This window comes from Clostridium collagenovorans DSM 3089 (genome assembly GCF_900130005.1).
Classification (GTDB): Bacteria; Bacillota; Clostridia; order Clostridiales; family Clostridiaceae; genus Clostridium_D; species Clostridium_D collagenovorans.
Window position 1 is genome coordinate 141,635 of the sequence record NZ_FQXP01000003.1, and the last position, 19,610, is coordinate 161,244.

20 protein-coding genes are annotated in these 19,610 nt (G+C 27.6%); all 20 read left to right on the forward strand.

The genetic code is table 11. The features are described from left to right. The first annotated feature begins 7 nt into the window (after positions 1-7). A complete protein-coding gene (locus BUA48_RS00725; RefSeq protein ID WP_072829051.1) occupies positions 8-1,051 on the forward strand; it encodes a sensor histidine kinase in 1,044 nt (347 codons plus the stop codon). 69 nt (positions 1,052-1,120) lie between these two features. Continuing rightward, on the forward strand, positions 1,121-1,585 hold the full coding sequence (locus tag BUA48_RS00730) for an NUDIX hydrolase (RefSeq protein WP_072829054.1): 465 nt from the start codon (positions 1,121-1,123) through the stop codon (positions 1,583-1,585). 162 nt (positions 1,586-1,747) lie between these two features. Continuing rightward, complete coding sequence (locus BUA48_RS00735; RefSeq protein ID WP_072829056.1) at positions 1,748-2,224, forward strand: NUDIX hydrolase; 477 nt, start codon at positions 1,748-1,750, stop codon at positions 2,222-2,224. A gap of 20 nt (positions 2,225-2,244) precedes the next feature. Continuing rightward, the gene (locus tag BUA48_RS00740; protein WP_072829058.1) at positions 2,245-3,468 is read left to right on the forward strand and encodes an alpha/beta hydrolase; all 1,224 of its coding nucleotides are present in this window, start codon (positions 2,245-2,247) and stop codon (positions 3,466-3,468) included. A 125-nt stretch (positions 3,469-3,593) separates the two neighbouring features. Continuing rightward, a complete protein-coding gene (locus tag BUA48_RS00745) occupies positions 3,594-4,157 on the forward strand; it encodes a class I SAM-dependent methyltransferase (protein WP_072829061.1) in 564 nt (187 codons plus the stop codon). Between the two features lie 335 nt (positions 4,158-4,492). Next, on the forward strand, positions 4,493-5,143 hold the full coding sequence (locus BUA48_RS00750) for a helix-turn-helix transcriptional regulator (RefSeq protein ID WP_072829063.1): 651 nt from the start codon (positions 4,493-4,495) through the stop codon (positions 5,141-5,143). Between the two features lie 59 nt (positions 5,144-5,202). After that, on the forward strand, positions 5,203-6,192 hold the full coding sequence (gene bsh, locus BUA48_RS00755; protein ID WP_072829065.1) for a choloylglycine hydrolase: 990 nt from the start codon (positions 5,203-5,205) through the stop codon (positions 6,190-6,192). A 394-nt stretch (positions 6,193-6,586) separates the two neighbouring features. Further along, positions 6,587-6,907: a PadR family transcriptional regulator gene (locus BUA48_RS00760; protein WP_072829066.1), complete on the forward strand. Its 321-nt coding sequence runs from the start codon at positions 6,587-6,589 to the stop codon at positions 6,905-6,907. A gap of 3 nt (positions 6,908-6,910) precedes the next feature. Beyond that, complete coding sequence (locus BUA48_RS00765; RefSeq protein ID WP_072829068.1) at positions 6,911-7,594, forward strand: DUF1129 domain-containing protein; 684 nt, start codon at positions 6,911-6,913, stop codon at positions 7,592-7,594. 447 nt (positions 7,595-8,041) lie between these two features. Beyond that, positions 8,042-8,914 carry an alpha/beta hydrolase gene (locus BUA48_RS00770; protein WP_072829070.1) on the forward strand — a complete coding sequence of 291 codons (873 nt, stop codon included), beginning with the start codon at positions 8,042-8,044 and terminating at the stop codon, positions 8,912-8,914. Positions 8,915-9,072: 158 nt separating this feature from the next. Then, positions 9,073-9,630: an HAD-IIIA family hydrolase gene (locus BUA48_RS00775; protein ID WP_072829072.1), complete on the forward strand. Its 558-nt coding sequence runs from the start codon at positions 9,073-9,075 to the stop codon at positions 9,628-9,630. A 495-nt stretch (positions 9,631-10,125) separates the two neighbouring features. Further along, complete coding sequence (locus BUA48_RS00780) at positions 10,126-10,842, forward strand: response regulator transcription factor (RefSeq protein ID WP_072829073.1); 717 nt, start codon at positions 10,126-10,128, stop codon at positions 10,840-10,842. Continuing rightward, a complete protein-coding gene (locus BUA48_RS00785; protein ID WP_072829075.1) occupies positions 10,829-12,439 on the forward strand; it encodes a sensor histidine kinase in 1,611 nt (536 codons plus the stop codon). The genes BUA48_RS00780 and BUA48_RS00785 overlap by 14 nt, the downstream gene beginning before the upstream one ends. Positions 12,440-12,644: 205 nt before the next feature. Beyond that, on the forward strand, positions 12,645-14,150 hold the full coding sequence (locus tag BUA48_RS00790; RefSeq protein ID WP_072829076.1) for an amino acid adenylation domain-containing protein: 1,506 nt from the start codon (positions 12,645-12,647) through the stop codon (positions 14,148-14,150). A gap of 9 nt (positions 14,151-14,159) precedes the next feature. Further along, positions 14,160-15,347, forward strand: a complete 1,188-nt coding sequence (locus tag BUA48_RS00795; RefSeq protein ID WP_072829078.1) for a diaminopimelate decarboxylase family protein — start codon at positions 14,160-14,162, stop codon at positions 15,345-15,347. An 18-nt stretch (positions 15,348-15,365) separates the two neighbouring features. Then, positions 15,366-15,596: an acyl carrier protein gene (locus BUA48_RS00800; protein WP_072829080.1), complete on the forward strand. Its 231-nt coding sequence runs from the start codon at positions 15,366-15,368 to the stop codon at positions 15,594-15,596. A 1-nt stretch (position 15,597) separates the two neighbouring features. Then, positions 15,598-17,181 carry an MBOAT family O-acyltransferase gene (locus BUA48_RS00805; protein WP_072829082.1) on the forward strand — a complete coding sequence of 528 codons (1,584 nt, stop codon included), beginning with the start codon at positions 15,598-15,600 and terminating at the stop codon, positions 17,179-17,181. Between the two features lie 12 nt (positions 17,182-17,193). Beyond that, entirely contained in the window at positions 17,194-18,132 is a 939-nt protein-coding gene (locus BUA48_RS00810) for an SGNH/GDSL hydrolase family protein (RefSeq protein ID WP_072829084.1), read from the forward strand. 69 nt (positions 18,133-18,201) lie between these two features. Beyond that, positions 18,202-18,582, forward strand: coding sequence for a hypothetical protein (locus BUA48_RS00815; RefSeq protein ID WP_072829087.1), 381 nt, complete (start codon positions 18,202-18,204; stop codon positions 18,580-18,582). A gap of 450 nt (positions 18,583-19,032) precedes the next feature. Continuing rightward, a complete protein-coding gene (locus tag BUA48_RS00820) occupies positions 19,033-19,590 on the forward strand; it encodes a non-canonical purine NTP pyrophosphatase (RefSeq protein WP_072829090.1) in 558 nt (185 codons plus the stop codon). The last annotated feature ends 20 nt before the right edge of the window (positions 19,591-19,610 follow it).

Genomic DNA, 19,610 nt, shown 5'->3' on the forward strand with positions numbered 1-19,610 from the left:
AGTAGAGATGAAGAAAATTATTTATAAAGATAATATGGATAGGATTTTAGAATGGATTATGATAATTACTTTAATTATTTTAATTGGAGTTGTACATTTAATAGGTAGAAGCGTGTTATTAACCTATGTTGTAGCAGGATTCTCTTTAGTTATAATTATGGTAATGTTTTTTTATAAAGTTTTTCATAAAACCTATATAGAAAATATACTTGTTCAACTTTCTGACTTGTTAGATACAATAATAAATATTAGTGATGATCCTATATTTTCAACCACAGAGGATACTATTTTTTCAAAGCTTCAATTTCAAACTATAAAGTTAACTAATATTTTAAAAAAGAAAAATAAACAAATAAAAGAAGAGAGAGATGAAATTAAAGCTTTAATATCTGATATAGCACATCAATTAAAAACTCCTTTAACTAATTTAAAAATGTATGGAGAGTTTTTACAAGATGAAAGCTTGAGTAAAGAGGAAAGAAAAGAATTTAATGAAATAATGATTTTATCCTTAAATAGACTTACATTTTTAGTTGAAAGTATGATAAAGATGTCTAGACTAGAAAGCGGAGTAATTCAATTAAGAAGTCAAAGAAATAATTTGAATGATACTGTGCTTAGAGCTATAGCTCAAGTACAAAAAAGAGCAAAGGAAAAGCACATAAATATAAGGTTTGAAGAAAAGCATAAGGTAGAAATTAATTTTGATAAGAATTGGATATTTGAAGCAGTTCTAAATATCCTGGATAATGCAATAAAGTACACACCATCAAATGGTGAAATACAAGTTAAGCTGCAAAGCTACGAAATGTTTTCTAGAATTGATATTATAGACAATGGGATAGGAATTTTAGAAGAGGAGATAGCTTTAATATTCAAAAGATTTTCAAGAGGGAAAAATGTTGGAGATGTTGAAGGAATAGGTATAGGACTTTATTTAACACAGGAAATAATAAGTATGCATGGAGGATATGTAAAGGTGAATTCCTCTCAGGGAAAAACTAAGTTCTCACTATTTTTACCTATTGATATAAATAAAAGTGCTTATTAATCAAATAGATACTTATATATACTTTAGTATATAAGTTTAAATTTCAATTAAGATTTAAGGAGTAGTTAAATGGATTATGTAAAGTACATACGTGATAAAGTTGGGCATTCCGCAATTAATCTTACAGGGGTTAACGTATTGATTATGAATGAATGTAATGAGATTTTACTTCAAAAAAGAGGAACTTTTCCTTTGAAATGGGGATTAATCGGAGGGATTACAGAGTTAGGAGAATCACTTGAAGATACTGCAGTGAGAGAAGCTAAGGAAGAAACAGGACTAGATATTAAGGAGCTTATATTATTAGGTACAACTTCTGGAAAGGATTGTTTTATTAAGTTTCCTCATGGAGATGAAGCATATTTTATAACAGTGGGCTATGTTACTAAAAAATATAGTGGGGAATTATTAGTAGATGGAATAGAGACTAAAGAACTTAAGTTTTTTAGTTATGATGATTTACCAAATAATATTCCCAAAAGTCATTTGAAATTTATTGAAAAATATTATGCTCAGTCAGGTACCAAAGGATAAACTTATGGTACTGGACTGAGCATAATTAATTTAAAAGAAAAACTTCACTATAAGTATAAATTGTTATACTATGTAATTAATGCATTATATTATGATAATTAGAAGTTACATTAAAGAGGTTAAAGCTTAACTTTACAGAAGGAGAGCTTAGGGGGAGAGAGTATGGATGTAACATTTGAAATGGAAGATGGTAAATTTAACTATAGAGTATGTGGAATTATTATACATGAAGAAAAACTTCTTGCAATGAAAGATTATGGCTCACCACATCATTATTTACCAGGTGGTCGTGTACAACTTCATGAAACTGCAGAGGAAGCTGTTGTAAGAGAGATTAAGGAAGAATTAGAAATTGATTCGAATATTATTCGTCCATTATGGCTTAATCAGAATTTTTTTGTACAAGATATAACACAGGAAAAGTATCATGAATTATGTCTTTACTTTTTAATGGATGTAAGTAATAGTGATTTGATAAGTAGAGGAAATAAATTTTTAATAGATGAGGGTGAAGAGCATCATAGCTTTCAATGGATACCTTTTGAAGAATTAAGTGAAACATATCTTTATCCTAACTTTATAAAAAAAGAGATCTATAATCTTCCTAAGTCATTGGTAATGATTACAGAAAGAAAATAAAGAAAAGGGGAACATGAAAGATGGGGAATATAAAAGATATAGAGAGTTATAAGATAAGAAACTTATATAATGAATTAATCGAGGAAAATTATAAGGCACTAGATGTTTTCTGGGATGAAATAAAGGAAAGTGGTTCACCAATAATTGAGGCAGTAGAGGATGATAACACACAGGTTATGGTGACATTTATTTATAAAGCAGAAGAGAAGATTGAAAATGTAGTTGTTTATGGTGCTTTTCCAAGTTATAGATATAAAGAAAATCTTATGGAACAATTATTAGATTCAAATTTATGGTATAGAACATATAAAGTTAGAAATGATATAAAATTTTCTTATAATTATTCTGTAAATGATGCTTTAGATGATGATTACAAGAAAAGATCTAGTAATTTTAGTTTAGATAAATTAAATCGAAATATAATAGTGTTTCCTAAGGACCCAGAGGATGAAGAAGATAGGGAGCAAAGGAAATCATTAGTTAAATTATGCAATGTAAAAGAAGATATATGGAATAAAACTATGAAACACAGTAATCATGGAACTTTAGAATTACATAGATTTAAAAGTGAAATTTTAAATAATTCTAGAAGAGTTTGGGTTTATAAGCCATATAAATATGAAGAAAACCTTGATGAAAATAATCTTATTATATTTACAGACGGATTTTTGCATATCAATATACTAAATTCAGTAACTATATTAGATAATTTAATATATGAGGATTTAATTCATGAAAGTGTATGTGTATTTGTAGATAGTAATGATAATAGAGTTGAAGAGTTAGCTTTTAATAAGAGTTATGGTGAGTTTATTACAAAGGAAATATTACCATGGGTTCATTCTAACTATAAGGTAACTAATGAATTATCAAAAACAGTTATAAGTGGAGTAAGTCTTGGAGCATTGGCATCTACATATATAGCACTTAAATTTCCTAATGTATTTGGAAATGTACTTGCTCAATCAGGTTCATTTTTCTGGGATAATCATTGGTTAATAGATGAGTATGAAAGTAGTGAAAAAGTTCAATCAAAGTTTTATTTAAATGTAGGTATTTTAGAGGATAGACCATATGATGATGAACCTATAATGAAGGATTATATAGATAAACTTAGAGATGTCTTAATAGCTAAGGGATATGATGTCTTTTATGAAGGATTCCAATCAGGACATGATTTCTTAAGTTGGGGAGAAAAACTTGCAACGGGGCTTATTGCATTAATAGGAAAAAAGAACTTATAAAATAGATGAAGTTATAAGTAAATATTAAAGTGTTAAAGTTTGAAGATAAAAGCAAAATCTAAAATTTATTTTGAGAGGTGAAAAAACTGTTTAATTGGTATAAGAATAAATGTTTTCCTTGGATAATGAAAAAGAATATAGGAAGTAAAGCAATATTAGGAATTCGTAAAGGCGTATTATCTAAGGCTCACGGGAAAATTTTAGAGATAGGTATAGGGACAGGTACTAATCTTCCACTTTATCCAAGTGAGGTTAAAAGAATAACTGCTGTTGATAGCTATATTAGAAATGTACCAAGTTCGCTTATTAAGGTTGATTTAATAAATGAAAGTGCATGTAAAATGAGTTTTCCTGAAAATACTTTTGATACGGTGGTTTCTACATTTGCACTTTGTAGCATTGATGATTTAGAAATTAGTTTAAATGAGATCTATCGTGTACTTAAACCAGGTGGACAATTTTTGTTTTTAGAACATGGTAAATCTAAAAATAAATATGTTTCTTATATACAAAATACTTTTAATCCACTTTATAACATTTTTGCCTATGGGTGTAATATAAATCGAAGCTATGTAAATGAAATAGAAAAGAGTGGGTTTGTTATTGAGGAATCAGTATATGAAAAGGCCCCTATTTATCCAAGGATATTAGAGGGGTATATCTACAGAGGAGTAGCAAGAAAGTTTTAAGATGGGAATCTTTAGGATTCAACAAAATTAGGAAAAAATACTTATTTTATAGCAAGTAATAAAAGATATTTTAAAAGGGGAATATATAATTAAGATTAAATTTAATACTAAATTAGTAATAAAAAAACATAACTCTAATATTCTATAAAAATTTATGCTAAGAATATTAGAGCTTTGTAATTAAGTTAAGCTTATATTTTAAAATAAAAAATTAAATATGACTATATATGTCCTATTTATGGGTTATTATAAAGATAAATACTTTATTTGTTTAGGAATATAGAAGATAAAAGTCTAAATGATTTACAAAGATGTGATTAAGAAAGGATAAAGCTATGAGAATACTAGAAATACTATTTTATTTATTAAAATGTAATTCTAAAACTACTATAGGGGAATTAGCAAGGATATTCAAGGTATCAGAAAAAACTATAGGAAGAGATTTAGATAAGTTATCAGTTTTAGGTATTCCTATAATTTCATATAGAGGAGTAAATGGAGGAATAGAGATTGATAAAAATTATGTCATAGCTAAATATGTTTTAACAGAGAGTGATTACAAGAACCTAATATTATCACTTTATATAGCTGAAAATATAGTAGGATCATTGAAAAAATCAGATCTTATTGATAAATTTAAACTTATTAATAATGATGGGTGTAATGAAATATTATCTAAATTAGAAAAAAGGTTTATAATAGATTTTGATGAAAAAAAAAGAATTCCTGAAAATGATATATGTAAAGTTATTGATGAGGCTCTAGATAATAAAAGCTTTATAAAGTTAGAATTTAAGGAAGAGAATATAGAAGTTTTTCCAATTTGCTATGTTTTAAAAAGAGAGGGCTTATATTTATATTGTTATAATGAAGAATATAGGTTAGTTTTGATAGATAATATACATAGAGTATCACTGAACTATACATATTATGAAAAGGAAGTTATTCCATACGAAGATAATAAAGAGAATTTAATAATTATGTAGAATTTAATTTTAAATAATATAAGATTAAAGAAAATTAGAACACAAAGGAGAGATGGTATATGTGCACAGCATTAAGTATACAATCTAAGGAAGGTAAATGTTTCTTTGGACGAAATATGGATTTGGCTTATAATTTTAATCAATCAGTTATGATTATTCCTAGAAATTATAAATATGAAGATAAGGTTACAGGAAATATGGTAACTAATAAACGTGCTATTATTGGTATGGGAACAGTTATTGATAATCATCCAGCAATGGCTGATGCTATGAATGAAAATGGGTTGGCATGTGCAGGATTAAACTTTGATGGGTATGCTTATTTTGAAGAAGAGCCTATTTTAGGTAAGTTAAATATCGCACCTTATGATTTTATACAATGGGTATTATCTAATCATGAAACAGTTGAAGAAGTAAAAAAAGAAATTAAAAATTTAGAGTTGGTAAATATACCTATAAATAAAAATACACCAGTTTCAAAACTTCATTGGATGATTTCTGATAAAAGTGGAAAGTCAATAGTAGTTGAAAAAACTAAAAACAACTTTTCTGTCTATGATAATCCGGTGGGAGTTATGGCTAATAATCCAACTTTCGATTGGCATTTAACTAACTTAAATGAATATATGAATATTACTCCTACTCAGCCAAGAGAAACTAAATGGAGTGAAAAAAATTTAAAGGCTTTAGGAGTTGGTGCTGGAACCTTAGGAATACCTGGAGACTTTGCCTCTGTTTCAAGATTTATAAGAATTGCATATATTAGAGCTAATATGCCAAGTGTAGAAGGCGATAAAAAATCTATCTCTCAATTCTTTAATATGCTTGATTACGTTAAGATGGTAAGAGGCGGAGTAATTACAGAAGAAGGTATAGAGGACTCTACGATTTATTCTTCTTGTATGGACCAAGAAAAAGGAATTTATTATTACAGAACCTATGATAATAATAGAATAAATGCTGTAGATATGACTAAGGAAGAGTTAGAAGGGGAAGAAATAAAGACTTTTTCATATTTATCAGAGCAAGATGTAAATTATCAAAATTAAGATTACAGAGTTCGAGACGGATTTAATAAATGTTTTTTAGTATGTAAGATATAAAATTTATATAAAAGGCTATGGTATTAAGTGTAGATGCTACGTTATATAATTCTAACTTTATAAGTACAGAATTATATAGAGTTAGTAAGCTTATAAGTACCATAGCTTATTTTTTTATAATATAATTTTCCTTATATTAAAAGTAAAATAGAATATTTTAATTTCGGTTAACTATTTTTAAATTATAAGAAAAGCGTATTTAATAAAGTATATGATTAAGAGCAAAAGTTATATTATTTATAAAAATGGAAAATATAAGTTGAAGAACTACTTGACATTACATAGTAGCGGATATATTATGGAATTAACAACTATTACGTAATACAAAGTAGGTGATTTATTGGCTAGTGATACTCAGATATTAAAAGGGTTATTAGAAGGATGTATCCTTAAAATAGTAAGTGAAAATGAAACTTATGGATATGAAATATGTGAAAAATTAATAGAGTATGGTTTCGAAGCTATTTCTGAGAGTAGTGTATATCCAATACTTATAAGATTAGAAAAGAAAAAGTTATTATATTCTGTTATGAAAAAATCTCCCTTAGGACCAATGAGAAAGTATTATTATCTTACGGATGAAGGGGGAGAGGAATTAAAGGCGTTTACAGTATCATGGGGAAAAATAAAAAAGAATGTTGATAGTGTATTGGAGGGATAAGGTATGTTTACGGCATTGAAATTAAAAAAAATTAGAGTTAAAGAGCAAAGAAAATTAGATAAAAAGAATTTAGCCTTATACAAGAATATAACTTCTCATATGAAAGAAAGTAATTTAACATCAGATGAAAAGGAAGAAGTTTTGCAGCAAATTATGGATATGATGTTGCAAGCACAAAAGGAAGATAAGTCTATTGATTTATTTATAGGAGATGATTATGAAGTCTTTTGTAATTCAATTATTGAGGAATTTAATAACAGTAAAAATGTAGTTTATAAGATTCTTAATTATATACAAAAGTATTTAATAGAAACTGTATTAATACTAATAGTCATGGTATTAGGAACCTTTATAAAAAATTCATCATTTCCTACAAGCATTACAGTAGATCAATTTATACTTGCTAGTGCCATTTCTATAGCTATTATTCCGTTTTCTAAAAATAAGGAGATGCAATCGGTTCTTATACCTGTAAGTGAAAAAATTAATTTTAGTTTTAGAAAGGTGAAAAATCAAAATGCTTCATTTATTGTATTAATGGTAATACTCATTAGCAGATTCGGACTTATGGAGTTCTTTGCTCCAGAGTTTTTAAACTTCAACCTTATTTTTTCGATTATTGCATTAGGAGCTTTGCTAATAATAGCCACAATAGAGATATATAAGAAAGCTTATAATAAGGTGTAATGGGGAAAATTAAGAATGATTATTGAAAAATATATATGTTTTTCAATAAGAATTAAGAGTAATATAAAATTGTCTCATAAATAATATGAGGCAATTTTTTTTATAAGAAAAATAAAATATTTAGTGAGAAATTTAGAAATTTTTATTTAGAAATTGTTTGAATATATGAATATATGTAGAGTATAATTTAATTAATGTAAAATAATAGGTACAGTTCATAATATATTCCGTATTCCTGAAGATAGTTCAATTTAAGTTATCCATGTAGGAGTATTTTAATCAAAATAGAGTTTATGATGCAAACAGGAAATATTATAAAAATACTAACTAATATGATAAAGTCATCAATTATATTTAATCAAATAAGAATTATATTATTTTGAATTAAATATAATTGATGTAAATTTAGTACATGTTTTTGAAGTTTATCAGTAAAGGAAGAGAATTATGAGAAAATTAGATTTAGAGTATAAAATTATTGGAGAAGGTAGAGGTGTACTTGTTATAGAAACAGGTATAGGAGGGTCATTTTATGACTGGTATCCCATTGTGGAAAAGTTAAAGGAGCACTTTACTATTGTGTTATATCATAGAGCAGGTTATGGCAAAAGTCAAAACCCTAGTACACCAAGAACTACTAAGAATATAGCAAATGAACTAAATTGTCTTTTAGAAGCTATAGGAATAAAAGAAAAATTTATTTTAATGGGTCATTCTTTCGGGGGATTATGTGTACAGCAGTATGCAAAAATGTATCCTCATAAATTGAAGAGTATAGTTTTGCTTGACTCTACCTCATTTAATTTTAAATCGCTTTATATGCTTGATATACCAGTTATGAAAGAATTTATTGCAATAAATAAAATGGTAGAGAGCAATATTAATTCTTCAAAAAAATCTAAGGAAGAGTTGAAAAAACAAAATCAAAATATAATTTCAGCCTATAATAATCGTATAAGTGAAGAAGATATGGTGGCAGTAGAAGAATTTTTTACGAGTCATATGTTACATAAGACTATAGCACAGGAATTTGAAAACTGGGATACAGATAGCAAGGATATTAAGGACATGAGAGAATTTCCACAAATTCCGCTTATAGTAGTAGCAAGAGATATTGATTTAGCTATAAAAGAATGGATAGATTACGATATTCCGGAGAAAGAGGCTGTTTTGTATGAAAATCAGTGGCGTAGACTACAAAGAGAATTATCGGAAGTTTCAGAAAAAAGCAAATTTATAATTGCTCAAGGTAGTGGTCATGAGGTTTATTTAGATAGACCTGATCTTATAATAAATAGTTTAAATATCATAATATCATAAAACAATACTTTAATTTTAGGATGTTAGCTATATAAAAACTATATTAGAAAAAGAATTATATCAAAAATGAGATAAAATATATCTCTATTAGCAACTATTTATAGTAATCACTAACCTTGTAGTAAAAATATCGTATTTTCTATAAAGGAGCAAATTGAATGAGTCTTAAAAAGATACAAGCCATATTTATTGATAGGGATGGAACAATAGGTGGTACAGGAAAATTCATACATCCTAAGGATTTTCATTTATATCCATTTTCAGCAGAGGCTTTGAAATTACTTAAGGAAAGAGGCTTTAAAATTTTTGCTTTAACTAATCAGCATAGAATATCAAGAAGTGAAGCTACAATAGAAGAATTTACACATCAATTTAAAGAATATGGATTTGATGATGCTTTTATTTGTCCACATGAGGAAAATGAAAATTGTAATTGTAGAAAGCCTAAGGGAGGAATGTTATTAAGAGCTGCTAAGAAGTATAATCTTGATTTAGAAAAATGCATAGTTATTGGTGATGTAGGAGATGTTGATATGGTACTAGCAGATGAATTTAACTGTATAAAGGTTATGGTCAAAACTGGATGGGGAGAGAACTCATTGGGTGAATATAAATATTTATGGAAAGATGTAGAGCCAGATTATATTGGAGAGAATCTTTTGCAAGCAACAAATTGGATTATAAAAAATTATGAAAGTGATAAAAAATCAAAATAAATTGCTTATAATTCATCAATATATATCTAAGATAAAATTTGAAAAGTAGTTATAGTAGTTATAACAACCTAAAATCTACTCTATACATTTTTCATTTCCATTTTATTGGGTGCTTGATGGCAAATTAGATAGTATATAAAGGTATTTATTAAGTAAGAAGTTATTGCATAAAGAAATGTAACCTCAATATATGAAGTAAGTTACTTTATAAATAATAGTATGTTGACATTATAATTTAGTGCAATAGCTTTTTTTTTTATTGAAAGTTTAAAAAAAGGTTAAAATTTTTGAAATAGATTGGCACAAAAACATTAAAATGGTAAAATGAAGATGGAATTTAAGTGATTATTTTAAGTTGTAAAAGTAAATATCTAAATTTCTTAGGAAATAATTTAAGTTAAATAAATTTTAGATTAAAGAAAAATACTAAGATAATAATATTAAAATAATTATGTAAGTTAAATAAATTAAGTTGTATCAGAAAGGATGATAAATATGAACTATACTATATTAATTGCAGAGGACGATCCAGACATAGTTGAATTATTGAGGCTTTATCTTTCAAGTCAAGGATATAATATAGTTTCTGCATATAATGGTATAGATGCAGTTAAGATCACAGAAAATGAAAAAATAGATTTAGCTGTGATTGATGTTATGATGCCAGGAATGAATGGATATAGTGTTACGGAAGAGATTAGAAAACGTAGTAATATTCCTATTATTATGTTATCCGCGAAGAATCAAGAATATGATAAAATTCTGGGGCTTAATATAGGTGCAGATGATTACATAACGAAACCTTTTAGTCCTATGGAAGTAATAGCAAGGGTTAATTCTAATTTGAGAAGGTTTTATGATCTTGGAGACAGTAAAGCAAATATAAGCAACACTAATATTAATGGAACTTCCAAGATTTCTTTAGGGGAACTTTCCGTTGATATAAATTCTTTTAAGGTTGAAAAAAATGGAAAGTACGTCAATCTTGCACCTATGGAGTTTAAAATTCTTGTTAAGTTAATGAAATCACCAGGAAGAGTTTTTACTAAGACACAAATTTACGAAAGTATATGTGGAGAGTTTTTTGAAAGTGATGATAACACTATGATGGTACATATATCGAAACTAAGAGAGAAAATAGAAGAGGATCCAAAGAAACCTAAATACATTAAAACTGTAAGAGGATTGGGGTATAAAATTGAGCAACCATAATAAAGGACGAAGTACAGGAAGTTTTTTTTCACTGCTTGCTAAAAACCAAATAGTATTTATATCAGCATTTTTGAGTATAGTGTTTTTGATATATGGTGCAACTACAATATATACTTCAAGCATATCCTATAAGCCTAAATATACAGAACTAATAAAGGAAATTGGAAACTTAGAGGCAGAAAAGTACAGTAGCATTGTTTTGAATAAATATCTTGGAAAAAATCATGATATGTTCATTTTTGATGAAGAAGGAAAGATGATTTATTCAACTTCTAAAAGTCAATTCTCTGCCTTTTCTTTAGATGAAATAAATTGTATTCCTGATACACAAGAGGATTATATATACTCAGTATCTCAATATCAAACATCAGAAGGAACAAAAAAACTTATTGTGCAATTTGATGAAGGGCAGACTTCAAGTGATTACTTTAATGCATATTCAATACTTGATGAAGATTTATGCGTAATAGAGGGTGAGTTATTTTCCTTAGGAAAGATTTTTACGGAAGATGAATTAAATCTTTATATGGGTGTATATAGTGATGAAGCAGAAGTTAGAAAAATTAAGTTCTATAACAATTATGGGGAAGAAAGATACGCTGTATTTATGGTGAAAACTTTAAGTAATAATAAATATGAACAGATTATTTTTCTTTGGAAAAATAATTGGATATTATTTATTGTTATATATATCTTTATGATAATTATTTCTATTATTTGGTTAAATAAAAGGACCAAAAAGTTATTAGATCCCCTTAATAAAGCAATTGTTGATTATATGAATAAAAAAGACACAGATCTTAAGGGTTATGTAGGTCCATATGAATTTGTAGAGATAGTAGATAACTTTAGTGAGCTTGCTAATAGACTTGATGAAAGTGAAAAAGAAAGAATTAATTTAGATGAAGCTAGGAAAAAAATGCTTGCTGATATTTCACATGATTTTAAGACGCCTATTACTGTTATTCAAGGATATTCCAATGCTGTTAAAGACGGAATAGTTCCAGAAAATCAACGAGAAAGATATTTAGATACTATTTGTAAAAAGGTAGATACGCTTTCTCATTTAATAGACACTTTCAGTGAGTATAGTAAGCTTGAACATCCAGAATTTGTTTTGAATTTACAAAAAACTAATCTTTGTGAATTTTTTAAACAATTGCTTGCTGATAAGTATCAAGAATTAGAGCTTGCAGGGTATTTTCTTGAAGTAGATATCCCTGATAATCCAATCTATTATGAAATTGACAGAGCTCATATGAAAAGAGTAATAGATAATATAATAGGAAATTCTCAGAAGTATAATCCACCTAAAACCTCTATTTATTTTTCAATAAATGACGATGGGAGTAGTATAGAAATTACATTAGGTGATAACGGAGTTGGTATACCTAATGATATTATAGAAACAATATTTAATCCTTTCGTTATAGGTGATGAAGCAAGATCTAATAAGCAAGGTACAGGATTAGGATTATCTGTTGCAAAGGAAATAGTGGAGAAGCATGAAGGAAAAATATATCTTGCTAAGCATCCTATTCTACCATATAAGACACAATTTAATATTATATTTCATAAAAATACGCAAAAAAATTGAAAATAACTTTTTATTGTAAATATATCGAAAAGATTCTTTACAAATCTTAAGGTTTGATAAAGAATCAATTAAGTTTAAGCTGATATCATATTCATATTAAGTTGGTTGTTTTATATAAAGTTATAAAACGTGTATTACCACAAAAACTTATTTAACAAACTAGATATCAGCTTATATTTATTTTGTTAGAAAGGAGATTACACCTATGAAGAATGTACTTGAATATCTTGAAGATTCAGCTAAAAAATATCCTAACAAAATAGCTGTAAAAGATAATAAAAGTAGCTGTTCATATATAAATTTACTTGAGAATGCTAAACATATTGGAAGTTCTTTATTAGAATATGAAGAGCCAAGGAAACCAATAGTTGTATTTATGGAAAAGAGCGTACAGGCTTTAAGTACTTTTATGGGAATAGTACACGCTGGTTGCTTTTATGTTTTTATTAGTCCAGAGCAACCTGAAGCACGTATTCAGCAGATTTTAGAGGTTACGCAGGCAAAGTGTATAATAACACAACATGAATATGTAGATGATATTAGAAAGTTACAGTTTTCTGGTCATTTACTTGATTATAGTGAGCTTATAAAAGGTGAAATAAGAGAAGATGAGTTAAAGCGTATAAGAGCATTAACTTTAGATATAGATCCACTTTATTGTAATTTTACATCAGGTTCAACAGGTGTCCCTAAGGGGGTATTAGTAAGCCATAGAAGTGTTATAGATTTCATGGAGTACTTCCCTAATATATTTAATATTACGGAAAATGATGTAATTGGAAATCAAGCTCCTTTTGATTTTGATGTATCTGTAAAGGATATATACTCAACTTTAAAGCTTGGAGCAACTATGGTGATAATACCAAAGCAATATTTTTCAATTATTACCTTATTACTTGACTATATGTGTGATGAAAAAATTACAACAATGATATGGGCAGTTTCAGCATTATGTTTAATAACACAATTAAAGGGATTAACATATAAGGTTCCAACAAGTGTTAATAAAATATTGTTTAGTGGTGAAGTAATGCCTATAAAACATTTGAAGCTGTGGAAAGAAGCATTGCCAGAAGCAAGTTTTGTGAATTTATATGGTCCTACTGAAATAACTTGTAACTGTACATATTACTGTATCGATAAAGAAGTGAAAGACAGTGAGATTTTACCTTTAGGACAAGCATTTCCTAATGAAAAGGTATTTTTACTTGATGAAGATGATAAAGAGGTTAAAGAAAAGGATAAGATTGGTGAGATATGTGTATCAGGCACAGCACTTGCTTTAGGTTATTACAATAACAAAGAGCAAACAAGCAAAGCCTTTGTACAAAACCCTTTGAATTCACTTTATATGGAGCCTATATATAGAACAGGAGACCTTGCTTTTTATAATAGCAATGGAGATCTTTGCTTCTCAGGACGTAAGGATTTTCAAATAAAGTATATGGGACATCGTATTGAGTTAGAAGAAATAGAGGCTATATTAAATAGTTACCCTGAGGTTAATAGAGCTTGTTGTATTTTTGAAAGTGATAAAAATAGAATAGTCGCTTTTTATATTGGAAGTATAGAAAAGAAAGAATTGCAGAAAAGAATGAAAGAATCTTTACCTATTCATATGATACCAAGGATTTTTCATTCAATGGATGAGCTTCCGATAAGCAAAAATGGCAAGATAGACAGAAAAAAACTCAAGGATTATGGGAGGTAAAATAAAAAAATGTATGATAACTTTTTAGATGAGGCTATATCTAAATACAAGACACCTTTTTACATTTTTGATATAGATGTTTTAGTTAAGCAGATTAAAAAAATTAAATCTGTGCTTGGTAAAAATGTTGAGTTATGTTATGCAATGAAGGCCAACCCTTTTGTAATTAAGGGTATGGAGAATGTAATTGATAGCTTTGAGGTTTGCTCACCAGGAGAATTCCATATTTGTGAAAGAGCAAAGATAAATATGGAAAAAATAATTATGTCTGGTGTATACAAGAATGAAGATGATATAGAACATGCTATTGTAAATTATGGACATAAGATAACTTATACTGTTGAGTCATTAATGCAATGGCAAAACCTTAAAGAGTGTGCGTGCAAGCATAATGTAAGTATTAATGTCTTGCTTAGATTAACTATGGGAAATCAATTTGGTATGGATGAGAAGGTCATAGAAGAAATTATTTCTAATAGAAACTCATATAAGAATATTGAAATTGAAGGAATACAGTTTTTCTCAGGTACACAGAAAAAGTCTGGTGGAAGAATAAAAAAGGAACTTAATATGCTAGATGATTTTTGTGAAAATTTGAAAACTTCTTATGGTTTTGATGCAAAAAGATTAGAGTATGGACCAGGACTTCCTATTTCGTATTTTGAAGAAGAAAAAGATTGTGAAGATGAGGTTTTAAATATTCTTGCGGAGGAGCTTTCAAAATTAAAGTTTAAAGGAAGAATTGTATTAGAGGTTGGAAGATTTATTGCAGCAACTTGTGGTAGTTATATTACTAGTGTAGTTGATATAAAGTCTAATCAAGGACAGAATTACTGTATAGTTGATGGTGGTATTCATCACATTAACTATTATGGACAAATGTTAGCAATGAAAAAGCCTCCAATAATTCATTTAAATAAAGAAGAGTCTGGTGAAGTAGAGGAGTGGACAGTTTGTGGTTCTCTTTGTACCATGAATGATGTACTTATAAAACAATATCCTTTTATTAATCTTCAATTAAAGGACAAGTTAGTATTTAAAAAAGTAGGAGCATATTCTGTATGTGAAGGAATCTCTTTATTTTTAAGTCGTGAACTTCCACAGGTTATTTTATACTCCAAAGAAAATGGATTTTCTTTAGCTAGAAATAATTTTCCTACTGATAAATTAAATTATATACAAGATAAAAATTATTAAAAAAAGGTGGTACAAACTATGGAAAAATTACTTGAAATCTTAGATGAAATTGATTCTACAATTGATTATGAAAAAGAAAAAAGACTTATTGATGAGGGATACCTTGATTCATTATCTATTTTATCACTTGTTACAGAATTAGAAGATGGATTTGATATTGAAATTAGACCAGTGGATTTAGTTCCAGCAAATTTTAATTCAGTTGAGGCTATGTGGAATATGATTCAAAGATTACAAAGGGAGAGCTAATATGAGTTACCTTTCCCCTATTTATCTTATTATTTTTTTACCATTAGTTTTGCTTGCATATGGAATTACACCACGTAAGTATAGATGGTCAATCCTATTGATTGCAAGCTATACTTTTTTCTTTTTAATAAGTAATAAGTTAATTATTTATTTGGTATTATCTACGATTTCAATTCATGGCATTGGGCTTTGGCTTGATTCATGTAAGAAAAAATATCATGAGAAAGAAAAGAATACAGAGGATACTACTGAACTTAAAAATTGGTATAAAAAGAAAAGACACAGAATTTTGATTTTTGCTATTTTATTTCATATAGGTATATTGATATTTTTGAAATACTCGACCTTTATTTTTGATAATATAAATGATATTTTCAACTTAGTGTCACTACCTAAGTTATTACCAGAAGTAAAATTTGCATTACCAATAGGTATTTCATTTTATACTTTACAAGCGGTATCATATATTGCTGATGTTTATCAAGAAAAAATTGAAGCTGATGATAATTTAGCTAGGTTAGCTTTATATATGTCGTTCTTTCCAACAATAATGGAAGGATCTATTTGTAGATATTCGGATACAGCTCAGGATTTATATAAGGGAGAGCCTCTTAAATATAAAAATGTAACCTTTGGAATTCAAAGAGTTATATGGGGAATCTTTAAAAATCTTATTATAGCTGATAGATTAAATGCTCTTGTAAAAACTGTTTTTAATGATTATACAAAATATGGCGGAATAATAATAATAGTTGCTGCAGCTTGTTATACAATACAATTGTATATGAACTTCTCAGGAACTATTGATGTAACTATTGGTGTTGGTGAAATGTTTGGGATAAAAATTCCTGAGAACTTTAAACAACCATTCTTTTCAAGGACAGCATCAGAGTTTTGGCAGAGATGGCATATAACCCTTGGAACATGGTTTAAAGATTATATATTTTATCCCTTGTCATTAACTAAATTTGTGAAAAAGCTTGGTAAAAAGTCAAGAAAGAAATTTGGAAAACATATAGGACAAATTATTCCTACTATTATTCCATTATTGGCTGTATGGCTTTGTAATGGACTTTGGCATGGAGATAGATGGAGTTATATATTCTTTGGGGTATATTATTTCGTATTGATTTTACTTGGAAAGATAATAGAACCATGGAATAAAAAAATCTTATTAGCTTTAAAAATAAAAAGAGAAAATATATTTTATAGATGTTTTCAATTTATAAAAATGCTTATAATTATTTTTACTGGAGAGTTATTCTTTAGAGCTAATGGATTAAAAGCTGGTTTAATAATGTTTAAGTCTATATTTACAAAATTCTCATGGGGAGCTTTAACAGATGGATCTATATTTAAGCTAGGAGTTTCACAAAGTGATTTTATTATAGTTTTCATAGCGCTTATAATAATATTTATTTTTGGAGTGCTTAATGAAAAAGGAATTTGTATTCGTGAAAAAGTAGCTAGCTGGAATATTGTATGGCGTTGGAGTTTCTACTATTCAGTTTTACTTATAATAATTATTTTTGGTGCTTATGGACCAGGATATATTCCAGTAGAACTAATTTATGCAGGATTTTAGGAGGAGAGAGCTATGCGCTTTAAAAACATAATAAAACCAGTTGCATTTTTAGGTATCTTTGTGCTTATATTGGTTGTTGTATCCTTATTTTTTACGCCAAAAGCTACTGATAAGGGAGTTGAAAAGGAAGAGGCTAACACTATTGATTATCTAGTTATTGGAGATAGTGAAGCTTATGCAAGTATAGAGCCTATGGAGATATGGAATGAGTATGGATTCACAGGATATAATTTAGGTGTTCCAGGGCAAAGGTTGCAAGATACATATTATTTGTTACAAAAGTCACTTCAAAACCAAAGTCCTAAGGTAGTTATGCTTGAAACAAACTCTATACATAGAAGTGCTAATATAGGCAGTGAATTAAATAAAGTAGTAGATAGTATGGCTAAGGAAAATATTTCAATATACAAAGATCATGATGATTGGAAAAATGTTTTTGATAGTAAAAAAAGAGAAGAGAACAACAAAAAACGATATAAAGAAGGTGTTTTAAAAGGAGCATATTATAATAGGGTGGTAAATGCATATAAAAATGGTCCTTATGTAAAGCAAACTAATGATATTGAAGAGATTAAATCAGTTCCTATGTATTATTTAAATAAAATAGTAGAGCTGTGTAAAGAAAAAAATATTAAATTAATATTATATACATCACCATCACCAATTTGTTGGAGTTATGCAAAATATAATAGAATCAAATCCTTTGCTGAAGATAATGAATTAAATTTTATGGATCTAAACTTAAATACTGATGAACTTAATATAGATTGGGAAAAAGATACTCATGACAAAGGTGATCATGTAAATTTCTCTGGAGCTAGAAAGGTAACTAGGTATATTAGTGAATATTTATATCAAAACACTGACTTAACTGACCATCGTAATGATAAAAAGTATGACTCTTGGAAGAAAAACTTGGAAGAGTATTTAAAGTTGATAGGTGAAAATTAGTATAAGTAAATGAATATATGGAAAGTTTAAATTATATGGTTTATAAATGCTTTAAAAGGAGTGTTACAAATGAATAACTATATAATTGTGTTACCAGATGGAGAAACAAAGGGATTTAGGAAAGAAGAAGATACGCATATGTTTATTCAAGGATATTATGAAGAGAAAGTTGGACGATTAAATAATGATATAGACTTGAGTTATGAAGACTATGCAACGGAACCCTTAGAAGCTACTATTGGAATCTGTGTGAGTTTAGGAGCCTATGAAGGAGAATGTGTTATATATCAATTAGAAGATGTTCTTGAGAAAATTAATAAATCTGGACTTTTTCCAGAAGAAAAGCAAGAAATAATTGAGAAGTTAACACAAGATAAGATTGAATTTAATGTCTTTGATTATCAAATAGATAATATTTTAAAAGATGCTACTGTTATACCTCATAGGTAAATTACAATAACTTTAAATTCTAATAAGTGTAAATTGTAATTTAAGTTATATTTATTAACTTATTAGTAACTTAAATATGATGCTTAAGAGAAAATTAAATTTAACAGACTGTTATATTAGAAAACTTATGTATATTATATCATTTGAAGATATCATATAATATATTGGGTATTTTAATGTAACAGTCTTTTTGTATTCTTAAAGAAGCTTAAAAGAATAGGAATAGCATATAAAACCATATACTATAGAAGGTAAATATGATATAATAATTCATGTATATTAATTGGAAAAAATGATAAAAAATAGAACAAATCAAGTTAAGTATAAAGAATAATAGCATTTTAAAATGAATCTTAGTAAGCGTTATGGAAATAGTGTAAAAGTTCAAATTCTCATAAGTGTTTTATATTAAAGGAACATAATAAGTTAATAAGTTTTGGGGAATAAGTTATGCATATAAATTATGTTACAGGCAATAAAATGAAATTTGAAATTGCAGCCAATGTTTTTAGTGATAGTAAAATAACACTAATACAAAATAAATTAGATACACCAGAAATTCAAAGCTTTGATGTTTCAGAAGTTGCTAAATACTCGGCTATATGGGCTAGAAAACAATTAAAATCAGATGTTATAGTTACTGATGCAGGGTTTTACATTAATGGATTAAATGGATTTCCTGGACCATATATAAAATATATAAATAAATGGTTAAAAGCAGAGGATATACTAAAACTTTTAGAAGACAAAGAGGATAGAAGCATCATTATAAAGGATTGTTTAGTTTACTGCTCAATGTCTGGGGATACTAGAGTTTTTGAAAGTGAAGTTAAAGGTACAATAGTGAAAGAAGTTAAAAGCAAAGGTGGCTCTATGATAGATAGATTAGTTATACCAGATTCATTAAATTGTACTATAGGAGAACTTACACATGAAGAAGCTATAAAGTTTTGGAGTAACAACATTAATTTAGTTAATTTTAAGAATTGGATAAATAAAGAAAAGTAAGAAACAAGCAGAATTTTAGA

What these genes read in the sequence shown, in the direction of transcription:
- BUA48_RS00790 (WP_072829076.1), top strand. Translation starts at nt 12,645, where the DNA reads ATGAAGAATGTACTTGAATATCTTGAAGATTCAGCTAAAAAATATCCT.
- BUA48_RS00770 (WP_072829070.1), top strand. Translation starts at nt 8,042, where the DNA reads ATGAGAAAATTAGATTTAGAGTATAAAATTATTGGAGAAGGTAGAGGT.
- bsh (WP_072829065.1), top strand. Translation starts at nt 5,203, where the DNA reads ATGTGCACAGCATTAAGTATACAATCTAAGGAAGGTAAATGTTTCTTT.
- BUA48_RS00750 (WP_072829063.1), top strand. Translation starts at nt 4,493, where the DNA reads ATGAGAATACTAGAAATACTATTTTATTTATTAAAATGTAATTCTAAA.
- BUA48_RS00815 (WP_072829087.1), top strand. Translation starts at nt 18,202, where the DNA reads ATGAATAACTATATAATTGTGTTACCAGATGGAGAAACAAAGGGATTT.
- BUA48_RS00765 (WP_072829068.1), top strand. Translation starts at nt 6,911, where the DNA reads ATGTTTACGGCATTGAAATTAAAAAAAATTAGAGTTAAAGAGCAAAGA.
- BUA48_RS00810 (WP_072829084.1), top strand. Translation starts at nt 17,194, where the DNA reads ATGCGCTTTAAAAACATAATAAAACCAGTTGCATTTTTAGGTATCTTT.
- BUA48_RS00775 (WP_072829072.1), top strand. Translation starts at nt 9,073, where the DNA reads ATGAGTCTTAAAAAGATACAAGCCATATTTATTGATAGGGATGGAACA.
- BUA48_RS00795 (WP_072829078.1), top strand. Translation starts at nt 14,160, where the DNA reads ATGTATGATAACTTTTTAGATGAGGCTATATCTAAATACAAGACACCT.
- BUA48_RS00735 (WP_072829056.1), top strand. Translation starts at nt 1,748, where the DNA reads ATGGATGTAACATTTGAAATGGAAGATGGTAAATTTAACTATAGAGTA.
- BUA48_RS00820 (WP_072829090.1), top strand. Translation starts at nt 19,033, where the DNA reads ATGCATATAAATTATGTTACAGGCAATAAAATGAAATTTGAAATTGCA.
- BUA48_RS00800 (WP_072829080.1), top strand. Translation starts at nt 15,366, where the DNA reads ATGGAAAAATTACTTGAAATCTTAGATGAAATTGATTCTACAATTGAT.
- BUA48_RS00780 (WP_072829073.1), top strand. Translation starts at nt 10,126, where the DNA reads ATGAACTATACTATATTAATTGCAGAGGACGATCCAGACATAGTTGAA.
- BUA48_RS00745 (WP_072829061.1), top strand. Translation starts at nt 3,594, where the DNA reads ATGAAAAAGAATATAGGAAGTAAAGCAATATTAGGAATTCGTAAAGGC.
- BUA48_RS00730 (WP_072829054.1), top strand. Translation starts at nt 1,121, where the DNA reads ATGGATTATGTAAAGTACATACGTGATAAAGTTGGGCATTCCGCAATT.
- BUA48_RS00725 (WP_072829051.1), top strand. Translation starts at nt 8, where the DNA reads ATGAAGAAAATTATTTATAAAGATAATATGGATAGGATTTTAGAATGG.
- BUA48_RS00740 (WP_072829058.1), top strand. Translation starts at nt 2,245, where the DNA reads ATGGGGAATATAAAAGATATAGAGAGTTATAAGATAAGAAACTTATAT.
- BUA48_RS00805 (WP_072829082.1), top strand. Translation starts at nt 15,598, where the DNA reads ATGAGTTACCTTTCCCCTATTTATCTTATTATTTTTTTACCATTAGTT.